Origin of the sequence: Brevundimonas sp. (assembly GCF_016463485.1) — a bacterium.
In the GTDB taxonomy this organism is placed as follows: Bacteria; Pseudomonadota; Alphaproteobacteria; order Caulobacterales; family Caulobacteraceae; genus Brevundimonas.
Genome location: NZ_JAEMRD010000073.1, coordinates 1 through 16191 on the forward strand (window position 1 = coordinate 1; position 16191 = coordinate 16191).

11 protein-coding genes and 1 pseudogene are annotated in these 16191 nt (G+C 64.7%); 1 reads left to right on the plus strand and 11 read right to left on the minus strand.

The window, feature by feature from the left end; all coding sequences use genetic code 11:
• The 7 genes from JHC99_RS11275 to JHC99_RS11305 all read right to left on the minus strand — a co-directional run.
• Positions 1–451: carboxyl transferase domain-containing protein (locus tag JHC99_RS11275; RefSeq protein WP_292154292.1), on the minus strand; the 451-nt coding region annotated here is incomplete at its 3' end.
• Positions 452–811 (minus strand): hypothetical protein, encoded by a 360-nt coding sequence (locus tag JHC99_RS11280; RefSeq protein WP_292154294.1) that lies wholly within the window; start codon positions 809–811, stop codon positions 452–454.
• Positions 811–1974, minus strand: coding sequence for an isovaleryl-CoA dehydrogenase (locus tag JHC99_RS11285; protein WP_292154296.1), 1164 nt, complete (start codon positions 1972–1974; stop codon positions 811–813). Before JHC99_RS11285 ends, JHC99_RS11280 begins: the two co-directional genes overlap by 1 nt.
• 16 nt (positions 1975–1990) lie before the next feature.
• The gene (gene lpdA, locus JHC99_RS11290; protein ID WP_292154297.1) at positions 1991–3394 is read right to left on the minus strand and encodes a dihydrolipoyl dehydrogenase; all 1404 of its coding nucleotides are present in this window, start codon (positions 3392–3394) and stop codon (positions 1991–1993) included.
• A 4-nt stretch (positions 3395–3398) separates the two neighbouring features.
• Positions 3399–4682: a dihydrolipoamide acetyltransferase family protein gene (locus JHC99_RS11295; protein WP_292154299.1), complete on the minus strand. Its 1284-nt coding sequence runs from the start codon at positions 4680–4682 to the stop codon at positions 3399–3401.
• Positions 4683–4685: 3 nt separating this feature from the next.
• Positions 4686–5699 carry an alpha-ketoacid dehydrogenase subunit beta gene (locus tag JHC99_RS11300; protein WP_271143612.1) on the minus strand — a complete coding sequence of 338 codons (1014 nt, stop codon included), beginning with the start codon at positions 5697–5699 and terminating at the stop codon, positions 4686–4688.
• Positions 5700–5703: 4 nt separating this feature from the next.
• Complete coding sequence (locus JHC99_RS11305) at positions 5704–6933, minus strand: thiamine pyrophosphate-dependent enzyme (protein WP_292154302.1); 1230 nt, start codon at positions 6931–6933, stop codon at positions 5704–5706.
• Positions 6934–7052: 119 nt separating this feature from the next.
• Here JHC99_RS11305 and JHC99_RS11310 point away from each other — a divergent pair, with 119 nt between their 5' ends.
• Positions 7053–7601: an Lrp/AsnC family transcriptional regulator gene (locus JHC99_RS11310; RefSeq protein WP_292154303.1), complete on the plus strand. Its 549-nt coding sequence runs from the start codon at positions 7053–7055 to the stop codon at positions 7599–7601.
• 185 nt (positions 7602–7786) lie between these two features.
• Here the strand turns inward: JHC99_RS11310 and JHC99_RS11315 are convergent, their stop codons facing one another.
• The 4 genes and pseudogenes from JHC99_RS11315 to JHC99_RS11330 all read right to left on the minus strand — a co-directional run bounded on the left by JHC99_RS11315 (position 7787) and on the right by JHC99_RS11330 (position 15620).
• Complete coding sequence (locus tag JHC99_RS11315) at positions 7787–9004, minus strand: integrase arm-type DNA-binding domain-containing protein (protein WP_292154305.1); 1218 nt, start codon at positions 9002–9004, stop codon at positions 7787–7789.
• Between the two features lie 616 nt (positions 9005–9620).
• Entirely contained in the window at positions 9621–10976 is a 1356-nt protein-coding gene (locus JHC99_RS11320; RefSeq protein ID WP_292154306.1) for a hypothetical protein, read from the minus strand.
• Between the two features lie 108 nt (positions 10977–11084).
• Positions 11085–14168: a TonB-dependent receptor gene (locus tag JHC99_RS11325; protein ID WP_292154307.1), complete on the minus strand. Its 3084-nt coding sequence runs from the start codon at positions 14166–14168 to the stop codon at positions 11085–11087.
• 61 nt (positions 14169–14229) lie between these two features.
• Positions 14230–15620, minus strand: a pseudogene (locus tag JHC99_RS11330) (dicarboxylate/amino acid:cation symporter).
• Between the last annotated feature and the right edge of the window lie 571 nt (positions 15621–16191).

Here is a 16191-nt window from a genome sequence, read left to right on the forward strand (position 1 = left end):
CGGAATCGACCAGATAGACGCACGGCAGTTCGTTCTGCTCGGCGATCTCCTGGGCGCGCAAATGCTTCTTCACCGTCATGGGGAAGTAGGCACCGCCCTTCACCGTCGGGTCGTTGCAGACGATCATCACCTCGCGCCCCGACACCCGCCCGATGCCGCAGATCATGCCGGCGCCGGGGGCTCCGTCGAGGTTCTTCGCGTCGCCATACATGCCGTTGGCAGCCAGCTGTCCGATCTCCAGGAACGGCGAACCGGGGTCCAGCAGCCGCTCGACCCGGTCGCGGGGGAGCAGTTTACCACGCGAGACATGGCGGTCGCGTGAGGCCTCGGACCCGCCGCGCCCGGCCCTGGCCACCTTGGCCCGCAGTTCGGCATTGAGCGCACGGTTGTGAGCGTCGAGCGCCTTGAAGCCCGCGCTGTTCGGATCGATCGAGGAGGTCAGGCGGGGCATCTATTGATTCTGATCTGCGACGGTCAGCGCCATGGCGGGGCGAATATCCGATAATTGCTGTTCCGAGGATCGCGCGGAAATCAATGCCGTTACCATGAGGCCAACGAACATGAACTGGCAGACGCGGTAGGCGAGTACGAGACGCTTTAAGCTTGGACGATCAGGCGGAATCTTGGTCGCCCACATCAACTTCAAGAGCCCGAAGGTGTTGGTATTTCCTTCAATAAGATCGGGGACGGTTTGAGTCAGGCCACCACGCCTTTCGAGGCTACGAAAGCGGGACAACGCCAAATGCGCGGCCCAGAACGAACCTGCGAAGCATAGCATCGCAGCAATCACTAGGATCATTGAGATCGGCATCAGCTTCCCAACAGCTCACGGCCGATCAGGAAGCGGCGGATCTCGTTGGTGCCGGCGCCGATGTCATAGAGCTTGGCGTCGCGGACCAGCCGCTCGACGGGCCATTCCTTCGTATAGCCGGCACCGCCAAGGGCCTGCACCGCCTCAAGGCTGACCTTCACCGCGTTCTCGGACGCCAGCAGGATGGCCCCCGCCGCATCATACCGCGTGGTCTTGCCCTGATCGCAGGCGCGGGCGACCGCATAGACATAGGCGCGGGCCGAGTTCAGGGCGACGTACATGTCGGCGACCTTGGCCTGCATCAGCTGGAAGGAGCCGATGGGTTTGCCGAACTGTTTGCGGTCACGGAGGTAGGGCAGGACCACGTCCAACGCCGCCTGCATGATCCCCAGCGGCCCGCCCGACAGCACGGCGCGCTCATAGTCCAGCCCGCTCATCAGGATGGCGGCCCCCTGCCCCGGAGCGCCCATGACGTTCTCGGCCGGAACCTCGCAATCCTCGAACACCAGCTCGGCCGTGTCGGAGCCGCGCATGCCCATCTTGTCGAGCTTCCTGGAGACGCTGAACCCCTTCATCCCCTTCTCGATCAGGAAGGCCGTGACCCCGCCGTTGCCGTCACCGGTGCGGGCATAGACGACCAGGGTATCGGCCGTCGGCGAGTTGGTGATCCAGAATTTGGTGCCGTTCAGGATGTAACGGTCGCCCCGCGCATCGGCCTTCGTCCGCATCGACATGACGTCGGAGCCCGAGCCCGCCTCCGACATGGCCAGCGACCCCAGATGCTCGCCCGAGATCAGCCTGGGCAGATATTTCGCCTTCTGCTCCGGCGTGCCCCACCGCCGGATCTGGTTGACGCACAGGTTGGAGTGGGCCCCGTAGCTCAGCCCGATCGATGCCGAGGCCCGCGACACCTCCTCCATCGCCACGACATGCTCGAGATACCCCATCCCCAGCCCGCCGTACTCTTCCTCGACCGTGATCCCGTGCAGACCCAGCTCCCCCATCTCGGGCCACAGGTCGCGGGCGAACGTATTGGTCGCGTCGATCTCGGCGGCGCGCGGGGCCAGCCGGTCGGCCGCCCAGCGGGCCGTCGTCTCCCGGATCATGTCGGCGTTCTCGCCGAGGCCGAACTCCATGGATTGGGGCGCGAAGGGAATGCTCATGGCTTTGGATCCAGCGTCAGATGTGGATGGCATGACCGAGCGCCTTGAGGGCGCTCTCGTGAATGGCTTCACCCAGGGTCGGATGGACGTGAATTGTACCGGCGACATCCTCCAGCACAGCCCCCATCTCCATCAAGGTAGCGAACTCGCCGGCGAGCTCTGAGCAGTGACGGCCCACAGCCTGAATGCCAAGTATCCGGTGATCCGACTTCCGCGCCAGCACCCGGACGAAACCGCCGTCGTCGCCCGCCTGCATAGACAGGGCGCGACCGTTGGCCTGGAACGGAAACTGACCGACGACGGTGTCGATACCTTCGGGAGCCTGATCCGGCGTCAGGCCGACGCTGACGATCTCGGGCTCGGTGAAACAGACGGCGGCGATGGCGACGGGGTCGAACCGCCGCCGATGGCCCGCGATGATCTCGGCCACCATCTCGCCCTGGGCCGAGGCCTTGTGCGCCAGCATGGGCTCACCAACCAGATCACCGATGGCCCAGACATGGGTGGTCGAGGTCGCGCAGCGGTCGTCGATCTTCACGAACCGCCCGTCCATGGCGAGCGCCATCTGCTCCAGCCCCCAGCCTTCGGTCAAAGGCTTGCGCCCCACGGTGACGAGGATGCGATCGGCCGGAATCGTCAGCCGGCTCTGGCCGCCCGCCGTCTCGATAAGAAGGCCTTCCGCGTCCTGACCAAGGGCCCTGGCTCCCAAGTGAACTGTGACGCCATGCTTCTCAAGCCAGCGCAAGACGGGCGCGGTCAGGGCCGCATCGTACAGCGGCAGGATGCGATCCTGCGCCTCGACGATCGTCACCTTGCATCCCAGCTTGGCGTAGGCGATGCCGAGCTCCAGCCCGATGTATCCGCCCCCGACCACCGCCAGGGTCTTCGGAACCTCGGCCAGCGACAGGGCCTCGGTCGAGGAGATCACCCGATCCCCGAACGGCAAAAACGGCAGCGCGACCGCCGTCGATCCCGTCGCCAGGATCACATGCTCGGCCCGGATCATGACCAGGCCGTCGGCCGTATCAACCATGCAGGTCTTGGCATCGGAAAACCTCGCCCAGCCGTTGACCGTCTTGACCTTGGCCTTGCGCAACAGACCGCCGACACCGCCGCTCAGCCGATCGACGATGCCGTCCTTCCAGCCGATGGTCTCGTCAAACCGCAGCTCGGGCGTCTGCATCAGGTGTATGCCGAACCGACCGGCCTCCCCTGCCGCCAGCACCGCCTCCTCATACAGGCCCGCCGCATGGATCAGGGCCTTGGACGGTATACAGCCGCGCGTCAGACAGGTGCCGCCCAGCCGGCCACTTTCGACCAGCACCGTGTCCAGCCCCAGCTGCCCGGCGCGGATGGCGGCGACATAGCCGCCCGGCCCCCCGCCGACGACGAGGACCTTGGGTCTGAGGGTCTCGGTCATCGCATCAGTCCATGAAGATCAGGGCGGGGTGTTCCAGCAGCCGCTTGACACGCTGTACGAACAGGGCGGCGTCGTAGCCGTCGACGATCCGGTGATCGAAGGCCGACGACAGGTTCATCATCTTGCGCACCGTGATGAAAGACCCGTCGATCACCGGCCTGCTCACCAGCTTGTTGGGATTGAGGATCGCCACCTCCGGATGGTTGATCACCGGCGTCGAGACGATCCCGCCCAGCGGCCCCATACTGGTCAGGGTGATGGTCGAGCCTGACAGTTCGTCGCGCCCCGCCGTGCCGTCGCGCACCGCCTTGGCCAGTCGCGAAACCTCGCGGGCGCAGTCCCACACATCCAGTGCCTCGACGTGGCGAACCACCGGCACGATCAGACCGTTCGGGGTCTGGGTGGCGATGCCGATGTGGACACCCTCATGTGCGTGCAGCACGCCGTTGTCGTCGTCGTACAGGGCGTTGACCTGCGGGAAATCCGGCAGCGCCTTGGCCATGGCCCGCATGATGAAGGGCAGCAGGGTCAGCTTGGGCTGGTCGGCGGTGCGGTGTTCGTTGAGGTCGAGCCGCAGGGCCTCCAGCTCGGTCAGGTCGCATTCCTCGACATAGTTAATGTGCGGGATGCGCCGCTTGGCCTCCTGCATCTTCTCGGCGATCTTGCGACGCAGACCGATGATGCGGGTGTCGTTGACGCCGGTGCGGGCCACCCGGGACGGGCCGCCCGCCGGGGCCTTGCCGTCCTGGGCCAGATAGACCTCGAGATCGTCGGGCGTGATCCGTCCGGCCGGACCGCTGCCCGGTACTTGGACCAGGGATACGCCGAGATCCAGCGCACGTCGCCGGGTCGAGGGCGCGGCCAGTGGTGCCTCCCCGGTAGAGCGGCCCGAAGTCGACCGAAACGCAGGTGTCGGCATCGTCGCGGACTTGACCGGGGCGGTGGACGCGGAGGCCTGAACGACGGGCTCTGGCTTGACCGAGGCCGCGACCGGAGCCGGCGCGGACGGGGCTGCGGGTGAAGGCGCGGCGACCGAGTCGCTACCCTCGACGCTCTCGAACTCCACCAGGACGGCACCGACCGGCAGCATACCGCCGACTTCGCCGTGGATCGCCGTGACCGTGCCGGCCACCGGCGAGCTGATCTCGACCGTGGCCTTGTCGGTCATGACCTCGGCCAGGTTCTGGTCTTCCTCGACAACGTCGCCGACCTTGACCAGCCAGGCGACGATCTCGGCCTCGGCGACGCCCTCACCTACGTCGGGCAGCCGGAACAGATACAGCCCCATGACCTAGTCCTCCATTGCGCGCTTGAGCGCCGCGGCCAGCCTTGCAGGCCCCGGGAAATAGTCCCACTCGAATGCATGCGGATACGGCGTGTCCCACCCCGCGACTCGCTGCACCGCGCTCTTCAGGTGATAGAAGCACCGCTCCTGGACCAGGGCCGACAGCTCGCCGCCGAAGCCGCCGAACCGCGACGCCTCGTGCAGGATCACGCACCGCCCGGTCTTCTTCACCGAGGCTACAATGGCGTCGACGTCCAGCGGCACGATGGAGCGCAGGTCGATCAGCTCGGCGTCCACCCCGCTGTCCTCGATCCCAGCCAAGGCGACGTGAACCATGGTGCCATAGGCCAGCACAGTCGCCTCGGTCCCCTCGCGCACCGTCGCCGCCTTGCCCAGCGGCACGGTGTAGTGGCCCGCTGGAACCTCGGCCATCGGATCGCCGGCCCAGGTCTTCAGCGCCTGCTCGTGCCGCCCGTCGAACGGCCCGTTGTAGAGCCGCTTCGGCTCCAGGAAGATGACCGGATCGTCGTCCTCGATCGAGGCGATCAACAGGCCCTTGGCGTCATAGGGATTGGACGGGATCACAGTCTTGAGGCCCGTGATATGGGCAAAGATCGCTTCCGGGCTCTGGCTGTGTGTCTGCCCCCCGAAGATACCGCCGCCATAGGGAGACCGCACCGTGATCGGCGCCCAGAACTCTCCGTTCGACCGGTAGCGCAGCCGGGCGGCCTCCGACACCAGTTGGTCGAACGCCGGCAAGATATAGTCGGCGAACTGGATCTCGGGGATAGGCCGCAGACCGAACGCTCCCATGCCGATCGCCGTGGCGATGATACCCCCTTCCGAGATCGGGGCGTCGAAGCAGCGGGTCAGGCCATGCTTCTTCTGCAAGCCGTCCGTCACCCGGAAAACGCCGCCGAAATAGCCGACGTCCTCGCCAAAGATCAGCGTATCGGGATCCTCGGTCAGGACGACATCGAGCGCCGAGTTCAGCGCCTGGATCATGTTCATGGTCGGCATGGCGTCAGATCCCCAGTTCGCGACGTTGTTCAATGACGCGCCAGTCGGGGTCCTTGAAGACGCCCTCGAACATCTCCTTCACGCTCGGCTTCGACTTACCGAGCGTGCCTACGGCCTCGGCAGCCTTGACCGCCGCGCGGACCTCGGCGTCCAGTTCCGCGATCAGAGCCGCATGGCGTTGCTCGTCCCAGGCTCCAAGCCCGATCAGATGGGTCTTCAACCGTTCGACCGGATCGCCGAGCGGCCAGGCTTCGGCCTCGTCGGCGGGACGGTATTTGGTCGGATCGTCCGAGGTCGAATGGCCGGATGCCCGATAGGTGTAGAGCTCGATCAGGGTCGCGCCGAGATTGTTCCGCGCCCGCTCCGCCGCCCACTCCGTCGCCGCCCAGATGGCGAGGAAGTCGTTGCCGTCGACACGCAGCCCCGGCAGTCCATAGGCTAGGGCCTTGGCGGCGAAGGTGGTCTCATTGGCACCCGCGATGCCCGAGAAACTCGAGATGGCCCACTGGTTGTTGGTCACGCACAGGATCACCGGGGCCCTGTAAACACTGGCAAAAGTCAGGGCCTCGTGGAAATCGCCCTCGGCCGTCGTGCCCTCGCCGATATAGGCTAGCGCGATGGAGTCACCTCCCTTGAATGCGGAAGCCATAGCCCAGCCGACCGCGTGGCCGAACCGACTGCCGACGTTTCCAGACAGCGAGTAGAAGCCGTATTTCCGCGCCGAATACAGGATCGGCAACTGCCGCCCCTTCAGGGGGTCGTCAGCGTTGGAGAAGATTTGATTGCACAGGTCGATCAGCGGATAGCTACGCGCCATCAACCAGCTCAGCACCCGATAGGTCGGAAAACACATGTCGTCGCGGTCGAGGAACAACGACTGGGCTGCGCCGATCGCCTCCTCGCCGGTGGACTTCATGTAGAAGCTGGTCTTGCCCTGCCGGTGCGCGCGAAATAGCCGCTCGTCGAAGGCGCGGGTCAGAAGCATGGCCCGTTGACCAGCCAACAAGGTCTCCACCGGCAGATGAGGATTCCAGGGTCCTGACGCCTCGCCCGTGTCATTCAGAACACGCACCAACCCGTAGGGCAGATCACGCATCTCGGCCTCAGCGGCCGTCGTCTCGGGCCGACGCGTGTCACCCGGCTCCGGGATCAGCGCCCGATCAAAGGCTGGCGTATCCCCCGGCCGGGCCTCGGGCTCGGGAATATGAAGTCGAAGGGCGGGACGGTTCTTCATGACAAGCGACCGATGCGAAGGAAGCTGCCAACTTATCGTCTGATATCAGAAATAGCGTACTCGATATGGAACGCAATTTAGGACTTAGCGCATTCGGCAATCCATCAAATCAACCAATCATGGACTTTCATTTCTTTTTGTTTGATGTCCTTGGATCAGACCCGCCCACCCCCTCGCTGTACGAAGGACCATACATGGCTTCCCTGGCCGATCTCGACGAAACAGATCTGAAGATCCTCGACGTCGTCCAGCGCAATGCGCCAATGACGACGGCAGAACTCGCCGAGCGAGTTGGTATGTCCCAATCACCGTGCTGGCGTCGTCTCACACGATTGAAAGATGATGGCTATATCATCGATCAGGTCACGCGCCTGTCAGCAGACAAGATGGGCCTGCGCACAAATGTATTTGCCAACGTCAAACTGTCAGCTCACGGTCGAACCAATCTGAATGAGTTCATCGAAGCCGTATCTCGGATTCCTGAGGTCCTGGAAGTCCATCCGACCATGGGCCCCTTTGACTTCCTGCTACGGATCATCACGCGCGATGTGGAGGATTACCGGGAGCTAGCCTTTGGCCGATTGCTGACCCTTCCGACAGTCCAGGAGATCAACTCGACGATGTCGCTCGGCCCGGTCAAAATGACTACCGCCCTGCCAATCCGCTAGTGTTTTTTGCGCTAGCCATGCTGAAATCTGATAGCTGACCCTCCCCGGGCTGCCGCAGGGACTTTGAGGTGGGTCTCTTTCCCTCCCCCGCTGATCGGTCCGGATGACTCGACAGTTCCATCAGGCGAGTACGAGGGCCGCAAACCGACCGCGCCGCCGGCAGTGAGGGACGGGGCTGCACCGCCTCATGCCGGGCGCAGACAATACGCCGACCAGGCCTCCAGCACCGCCCTGCGCTTCTTGAGCGCGTCGCTCCTGCGGTAGGCGCGCTCGGTCTCGTCCCCCACGAGATGCGCCAGGCATTCTTCGATCGTTTCGCGAGCAAAGTCGGTTTCGTCGCCGGCCCAATCCCGGAAAGTCGACCGCATGCCGTGGGGCGTCGCATCGGCGCCCAGGTCCTTGAGCACCTTGTCCATCGCCGTGTTGGACAGGGCGCCGCCGTGCAGGGGTGCCGGGAACAGCAACTGGTTCGGCCGAGGGTTGGCGGGACGCACCCCGTCAAGGACCCTGAGCGCGCCCGTCGACAACGGCTGGCGGAAGGGCCGCATCTTCATGCGCTCGGCCTCCAGGCTCCACAGGTCGTCGTGGATCTCACCCCAGGTCGATTCCAGCGTCATGGTCTCGCGCGCGATGGTCAGGATGGAGAACTCCAGCGCCCTCGCCCCCACACCCTCCTTGGCGGCGAGCCGACGCATGAACTCCGGAATGTCCTGATAGGCCAAGGCCCGCATATGGCCGCGTTGGAGCTTGGGCCGGGGCGGAAGCAGGTGGAACAAATTGCCCTTCCAGACGGCGGGGTTGTCGCCCGAGCGGTATTTCATGACCCTGGCGTAGTCGAGGACCCGCTCGAGCCGGTCCCGCAGCTTACCCGCGCTCTCGGCCTTGGTGGTCCAAAGCGGCCGCAACACGAGAAGCACGTCGTCGACATCGATCCGATCCACCGGCTTGTTCTTGATCAGCGCAGCATGGCTCTCGATGGACCGCATCCAGCCGTCCTTGGTCTTGCCGCCCTTCCAGACCGCTTCCTGACCCGCGACATAGTCTTTCCAGACAACCAGCAGGCTCGGTGCCGGCTTCAGCTTCGGCACCGCCGGAACCGCGGGGGCGCTCGCGAGTGCAGGCGCGACCATCTTCGGCGCATGGCGCGCATCGAGCGGATCGACCCCGGACTTGAGAAGTTTGCGGGCCGCATCGCGGCGCTCGCGCGCTTCGGCCAGGGTGACGTCAAGGAGGGACCCCAGCCCCATGTCCCGGCTGCGGCCGGCGACCATGTAGCGATAGATCCAGCTCTTGCCACCGGTTGGCGAGACCTGAAGATAGAGGCAGTTGCCGTCGGGATGGTTACCTTGGGTCCGCACCGAACGGACAGTCCGATCCGTCAGCCGGTTGACCTGATGCGCCACGAAAACACTCCACCAAACACGAGGTGGTTAGACTCCTAGTTGCGGAGGAGAAATGAAAACAACCCTTAAAATGGCCCTTGGCGGAGCCGGAGCTGGCCTGAAACGGTGTGAAACGACGTGAACGGACTTCCAGGCGATCACATTCAGCTGATTGAAAAATCGAGCCTCTCGAGGAAAGACGTGAAACGCCGTGCACGGACGAAATTCGCTTACCCGCGGAGCCAGCTCGGGCGTTTTTGCGTTGAAGACTCAGAACTTTTGTTCGGATGGGTCGCCAATCGGCCATGCTACTCGCAAGCTGAATGCCGCCAGGACTGTGTTTCCACAGCCGTTCGCTTCATTTCACCCGGCGTCGGTCCGAAATCACCCATTTGGCCTCCGGTCGGAATGCGCGTGCGAATCAACCGTCCGAGGCCGGAAGTCGTCCAATTCGGTCCTGTTCATCCGGCTCCGGCGGGCGCGTCTCATGAACCGACCGGCACAGGACTGAGCGGCTTGCGCGCGCAACTCGGTGACGGCCGCCAGAGGGACACCCACACCGGTGATAAGACGAGATCGCCCCCCTCGGGACAGACATCGTCGAGAAGTCCGTCGTTGCTCGCCGGTTCAGTCGCGCTCAAGGATTGACGCTTGCACCAGTTGCTGGCGGCACAAAATCAGCGTCGAATAGACACGGTTCTTCGTACCGCATGACGTACTGCTCACATTGAGTCGCGATATCGTCAGGGCTGGGCCTTTTTGATGTATCTATCCAAATGGAAAGGCTTTCCAGCAATGCTGCATACTCTGAATTACTGAGTTTTGAATGTTCCGATTCGTCTGTAAAGGTCTGGACCAGAAGATCTGACCGCCCGGCTGCGGCTACCGTCTGTCGATAAACATGATCCACGCTGACGAACACGGTGGGGTCGTACTTGGCGTGGATGGTCACAGTCGGTACTACGATCATCCCGCTCAAGTCAGCGTCATATGAGAGGCGCGCCACGGCCATTGGATCCGCCGAAAAGCGTTCAACCCCTGCATTCAGCGCCACATCGTCATCCGATCCGGCATAGTCGACGCCGGCATTGGAGAACGGGTTCAGGCCGCCCAGCCGACGGTGAACGATGTCCTGAAAAAGGATCGTCGCCCACGCCATGTGAGCTACCAGTTGTTGTTCGTCGATCCCGGTCACACCGAGAATGTTGCGAAGGTTGGATGCTTGACGTGGCGTGCGCTCGGAGGCCTTGAGACCAACGCCGGTGCACGCGTCCACGCGTGCGGATAGCTCTGCCCGGGTCATGGTTTCATCGGCGGGCAATCCTTGCCATGCCGGATACTGCCGTTCATCCGGTCTGGGGTGGTTCCGGCAATAGAACTGGTACACTGCGCGCAGGTCCGCACGAAACGCGTAGGCTCGGGTACCGCCTGAGGTCACCCCGGCCGTCAGCATGACACCGTCGTAGTTGTTCGATCCGTCGGCGGCGATCGCGTAGAGTTCCGCCGCTTTGGCCGCGACATTGCCGCCCCAGGACTGGCCGTGAAGAAATGTCCGCCTGGGCTTGCCAAACCGGTCCCGGAAGATGGTCCTCAGAACATCAGTGTCCTCGGCCGCCATCCGTACGCCATAGCCGCCGCGTCGGTAGGTCGATCCGGCCCAGGCGTAGCCTTCCCGCACGGTCACTGCGAACCGTTGCAGATCCTCGATCGGGTCGTCCTGCGCGGGAGGCTGGGTGCGCGGCCCGCCGTGGGCGTGGACGACCAGGGTGCCGTTCCAGCCGGCCGGAATGGCGATCCAGTAGAACGCCCCCTCCTCCGACCGCCCCCGATAGCAGGCCGTGAGCGTGGGCAGGCCGTCGGGACAGGTTGCCTCGGCAGGCCCGGTGCCCGACTCTGTCGGAGCCGCCTCACCGGCGGTCGCGCAGGCCGCCAGCAGACCGATGGCCAACAGGGCCACAACGATCGGACGCATGGTACGGGTCATGGCCATCATGCTTGAATCCGGGAAGAAAAAGCCGGGGCGACGCCGGAGCGCCGCCCCAGTTTCGGGGAGAAGAATGCGCTCGAGCCGCGGTTGAGCGCGTCACGAGCCTGATGCCACCTAGAAGCTGGTGGACAGGTTGACGTACCAGTAGCGGCCATAGGGCCGGTACAGCGATCCCAGGTAACCCGACTGCGCCAGGGGAGGCGTTTCGTTGGTGATGTTGCGGGCACCGACGCGGACCTTGGTTCCACGGGCCCAGCCCATGGCATCATCGAACTCGTACTGGCCATACAGGTTGCCCGTAATCTGGCTGTCGACCTTCCACTGTTCGCCCGCAGTGGACAGGAAGCCAGTCTCACGTACGGCACCGGTGTACTGAGCAAAGGCACCGACCTGCCAGGGGCCGTTGGACCAGGTCAGATTGGAGGTCACCTTCCATTCCGGTCGACCGTTTCGGGCCAGCAAGTTCGACGCGATGGGCAGGGGCGTCGCGGGATTGATCGTCCCGGCGTCGCGGGCGGCATCCAGGGCATCGATGGCGGGACCGGCGTCTCGATTGAAGTCGATCAGCTTGGCCGCATTCAGGCTGAAGCGGAAGCGGCCGATCGGCGTGTCGCGCAGGCGCCATTGCATACCGAAGTCGATGCCCTGAACGTCCTGCGGCAGCAGGTTCACAAACCGGTCCGAGACACTGAGCAACTGGCCGACCGGCGCGATCCCGGTGCCGGCGAAGAAGGCGACGTCATCGACGGTGGGGGCGGCGCGGTTCACGTTCGGGGCAGAGGATCCCTGGACTCGCGCCAGATAGTCCTGGACCACGCCGGTCTGGCCGCCGATCAGGCCGACGATGTCGCTCTGTTCGATCTTCCAGCGATCGACCGTGAAGGTAAAGTCGCCCCACTCAGCCGGGGTGAAGGTGGGCTGGAAGACCAGGCCGACGGATTGGTTGGTGCTCTCCTCCGGTTTCAGGTCCGGGTTGCCGGAGACCAGCAGCGAATAGCCGATCGACTGGGAACAGGCGTTGAAGGTGGCGATCCGGCGCGCGCGCAGGTCCGCTTCGCAGCGGATGTAGTCATTATTGGTGGCCAGGCGCGCATAGGTCGCCGCATTGGTCTGCTCAAGGTTCGGGGCGCGGAACCCTTCGGAATAGGACGCCCTGACCCGCAGTCCGTGACCGATGTCCCAGGCCCCTGCGATCTTGGGCTTGGCCACATTGCCGAAGTCGGAATAGTTCTCGTAGCGACCGGCGACCTGGAGGGTCAGGCTCTCGACGAACGGGATATTCATCTCCGGCGAGACGACGGGCACGGCGAACTCGACATAGGCCGAGAACACGTCCCGCTCGCCGTGCGTATCGGGGTTGGAGCTGACGGCCGCCAGGTTCGAGATGCTGACCGTGCCGTCCACCACGTCGCGGAAGGTGTTGGTGCCGTCCAGGTCGGCGTCGCGGTCGTCGTCCTGGGTTTCGTGGCGGGCCTCGATGCCGAAGGCTACGCCCAGCGACCCCGCCCACAGGTTGAGCAGGTCCGGCCGCGAGACCTTGAAATCCCACAGGGTCAGGCTGGTCTCGGATTCGCGCACCAGTTCGGTCGAGATGGCGTCGATCGCGACCTGGGAGCTGGGCGTGCAGTCGCCGAAGGTCGTGGTGGTCACACACCCGCCATTGAACGGATTGTAGGCATCGGGCGTAGACAGGGCCAGGCTGGCCTGAAGCGCGCTCATCTTGACGGCATTGGAAGTGTCCGTCGCCCCGGCCTGCGAATACATCAGCGCGCTTTCCCAGTCGAAGCCGCGCCATTCACCGCGCAGCCCGCCCAGGAATCGGGCCTGATAGTTGTCCACATCGACCGTCTGGAAGCCGGCGTCGTTGAAGCGGTAGTTGGTCAGGCGGACCGGCAGACCGGCGGTCGGCACCCCCGTCAGACCCGACAGCCGGTTCGGATTGGCCTGGCCGTTGGCGAAGGTCACCGGCCCGAACGGGTTCCAGTAGTTGGAAGCCGGAATGTAGATGGCGTTCAGGTTGATGGTCGGCGGCTGGATGTTCTGGGTCGTCGCAGCATAGAAGCCGATCTCGCCAAAAGCCGTGACCCCGTTGTCGAAATCGTACCGGCCGGTGAAGAAGGTATTCAGACGCTCGACCTCCGGCGTGACGGTCGTACCGATGGCGGTGTCGTAGCGCAGGTCTCGACCCGCGCCGGTGAAGCTGATCGCCCCCGATGCGATACAGGTGTCGGTCGCGATCGGCGCGCCGCAGCCATAGCTGGACGGCTGGCTGTGGAAGACCCCCGCAGCGGTCGTCAGGGCCGTGCCGTTCCGGCGGATCGCCGTCGTGGTCAGGGCCGTCAGGCTGGCCCAGGCGCCACGCGTGGCGCGAGCGTCGGGGTCGGTCGACAGTTCGAAACCGGGTTCGGTGGCGAAGAAGCGTCTCAGATCGGCCGAAGCCGTGAAGTCCTGATCCTCAGCCAGCAGGGCCTCGCGCTTGGTGTAGTCGATGAAGGCCGAAACATTGCCCTTGGCGAAGTCACGCCCGGCATGAATGCCAAGGGTGAACTCGCGCAGGTGCGTCCCCTCGGCACCGCCATACTGGGTCTCGACCTCAAGGCCGTCGAAATCGTCTTCCAACACCGTGTTGATCACCCCGGCGACAGCATCCGCGCCGTAGATGGCGGCTGCGCCGTCCAGCAGCACCTCCAGTCGCTCCAGCCCCGACACCGAGATGGCGTTGGAGTTGTAGCTCAGCACCGGCACAGTTCCGGTGTCCGACGTGCCCTGGCTCGTGGGATGCGAGACGATCCGGCGACCGTTGAGCAGCACAAGAGTGTTGCCGACCCCCAAGGAGCGCAGGTTCACTGAGTTGACGTCGCCGCGCGCTGCGTTCGAGGTCTGGGGGTTGTTGGCGGCGGAGAAAAGAACGTCGCCCATCTGGGGAATGGAGCGCAGCAGGTCGTCGCCATTGACGGCTCCCGTGGCCAGAACCTCGTCTGCCGTGATGACCGTCACCGGCAAGGCAGCGGTCGTCGAGGCACCGCGGATCTGCGATCCGACGACAACCACGTCCTCGACCTGGGCAGCGTCGGGATCGACCCCGTCGGGCTGTGCGACGACATCCTGAGGAGCCGGGGTTTGCGCCGTGGCCGTCCCGGTCAGGGCCAGAACGGCGGCAGCCGTCGTCGCGAACAGGGTGCTCTTCATCGTTCTCATAAGTCTTTCCTCCCTCAGTCGCCTTTGCGGCGTCGTTGATATTGTTGTGTATTTACGTCAGTCAGTCGGCGACGACCGCCGTGTCGTCGCCCGGCCCCGCCTTCGGGTCCGGCTGTGCGGCCAGCGGCCTGGGCGTTCCGTTCAGGGCGGCGTCCAGGGCGTCGCGGTCCAGTTCGTTCTCCCAGCGCGCCACCACGATGGTCGCCACGGCATTGCCGATGAAGTTGGTCAGGGCCCGGCATTCGCTCATGAACCGGTCGACGCCCAGGATCAGCGCCATTCCCGCCACGGGCACCGACGGCACCACCGCCAGGGTCGCCGCCAGGGTGATGAACCCTGCCCCCGTCACGCCCGCCGCGCCCTTGGAGCTCAGCATCGCCACGGCCAGCAGCAGGATCTGCTCGCCCAGCGTCAGCTCGACCCCGCACGCCTGGGCGATGAACAGCGCCGCCAGCGTCATGTAGATGTTGGTGCCGTCCAGGTTGAACGAATATCCCGTCGGCACGACCACCCCGACCACCGACTTGTCGCAACCCGCCGCGCCCATCTTCTGGATCAGGCTGGGCAGGGCCGCCTCGGACGAGGACGTGCCCAGCACCAGCAGCAGTTCCTCCTTCAGATACCGCATCAGCTTGAAGATCGAGAACCCGTTCAGCCGCGCCACGGTCCCCAGGATCACCACCACGAACAGGGCGGCGGTGAAATAGAAGGTCAGTACCAGGGCGGCCAGGTTGACCACCGATTCGATCCCGTACTTGCCGATGGTGAAGGCAAAGGCCCCGAACGCCCCGATCGGCGCCGCCTTCATCAGGATGGCCACCAGCTTGAACATGGCGTCCGACAGGCTCTCCAGCACGTTCAGCACCGGCTGGGCCCGGTCCCCGATGATGGCCAGGGACACCCCAACAGCACCGAGAAGAACAGCACCTGCAGGATCTCGCCGCCCGCGAACGCCCCGACCACGGTCTCGGGGATGATGTTCATCAGGAAGCCGACGATCGAGGTGTCGTGCGCCTTGTCGGCATAGGTCGCCACCGCCCCGGCGTTCAGACTGGCGGGATCGATGTTCATCCCCGCACCGGGCTTGACCAGATTGGCCACGATCAGGCCGATGATCAGCGCCAGGGTCGAGAAGGTCAGGAAATAGGCGAAGGCCTTGCCCACCACCCGGCCCAGCCGGCCGAGGTCCCTCAGATGCGCGATCCCCGTCGCCACCGTCAGGAAGATCACCGGCGCGATGATCATCTTCACCAGCCGGATAAAGGCGTCGCCCAGCGGCTTCAGCTGCTCGCCGAACCCCGCGATCGCCTCGCCGTTCGGCCCCGTCGTGCTGGGCCAGAAATGCCCGATCAGCGCCCCAAGCGCGATGGCGATCAGCACCTGGAAATACAGATGACGATAGAAGGGAAGCTTGACCGGGCGGGCCTCCACGACCGCCTCACCCGCCGCCACCGTCTCCACCGGCACCGTCACGGTCGGGGTCGGGGTCGAAGCAACCTTGCGGCGACGGGGCGTGGGGGTTTCCGCAGCAGGCTTGGTCGGTCGTTTCATGGGATGTCCGTCTGGCGTTCAAGGTCGAGTGTGCAGTCCCATCGCCGGGATATCCAGCGCCTTCGCCACCAATGGGCGGCCCTTGCGACGGCGGGAGGGGGCGAGCTTTGACGAGATCGGCTCTCCTCCCCGGTGAGGAACCCCTTCCCCCCTTGCGGGGGCAGGTGGCAGGCGGAGCCTGACGGATGGGGGCTGCCACGATGCGAAAGATCGCGTCCGTTCGCCCTCGCTTTCGATAGCGCCCTTCACCCCCCATCCGTCCGCTTCGCGGCCACCTTCCCCCGCAAGAGGGGGAAGGATTTGGCTCGTCCGACGCTTCCAATTATCAAACCTCGAGCCACCAATCCCTTGCCCCGCAACGGATTGCAGATTTCTCACCCCCTAGAACCCGCCCAGGTATCGGCCGCAGCTATACTCCTGCCTGTCCCGTCGCGGGGAAGGGCGCAAGGCCTTGCGATCTTGTTGCGGCGGG

Excerpts from the sequence above, each read along its gene's own strand:
- JHC99_RS11280 (WP_292154294.1), bottom strand. The coding sequence starts at position 811 with ATGCCGATCTCAATGATCCTAGTGATTGCTGCGATGCTATGCTTCGCA.
- JHC99_RS11285 (WP_292154296.1), bottom strand. The coding sequence starts at position 1,974 with ATGAGCATTCCCTTCGCGCCCCAATCCATGGAGTTCGGCCTCGGCGAG.
- lpdA (WP_292154297.1), bottom strand. The coding sequence starts at position 3,394 with ATGACCGAGACCCTCAGACCCAAGGTCCTCGTCGTCGGCGGGGGGCCG.
- JHC99_RS11295 (WP_292154299.1), bottom strand. The coding sequence starts at position 4,682 with ATGGGGCTGTATCTGTTCCGGCTGCCCGACGTAGGTGAGGGCGTCGCC.
- JHC99_RS11300 (WP_271143612.1), bottom strand. The coding sequence starts at position 5,699 with ATGCCGACCATGAACATGATCCAGGCGCTGAACTCGGCGCTCGATGTC.
- JHC99_RS11305 (WP_292154302.1), bottom strand. The coding sequence starts at position 6,933 with ATGAAGAACCGTCCCGCCCTTCGACTTCATATTCCCGAGCCCGAGGCC.
- JHC99_RS11310 (WP_292154303.1), top strand. The coding sequence starts at position 7,053 with ATGGACTTTCATTTCTTTTTGTTTGATGTCCTTGGATCAGACCCGCCC.
- JHC99_RS11320 (WP_292154306.1), bottom strand. The coding sequence starts at position 10,976 with ATGATGGCCATGACCCGTACCATGCGTCCGATCGTTGTGGCCCTGTTG.
- JHC99_RS11325 (WP_292154307.1), bottom strand. The coding sequence starts at position 14,168 with ATGAGAACGATGAAGAGCACCCTGTTCGCGACGACGGCTGCCGCCGTT.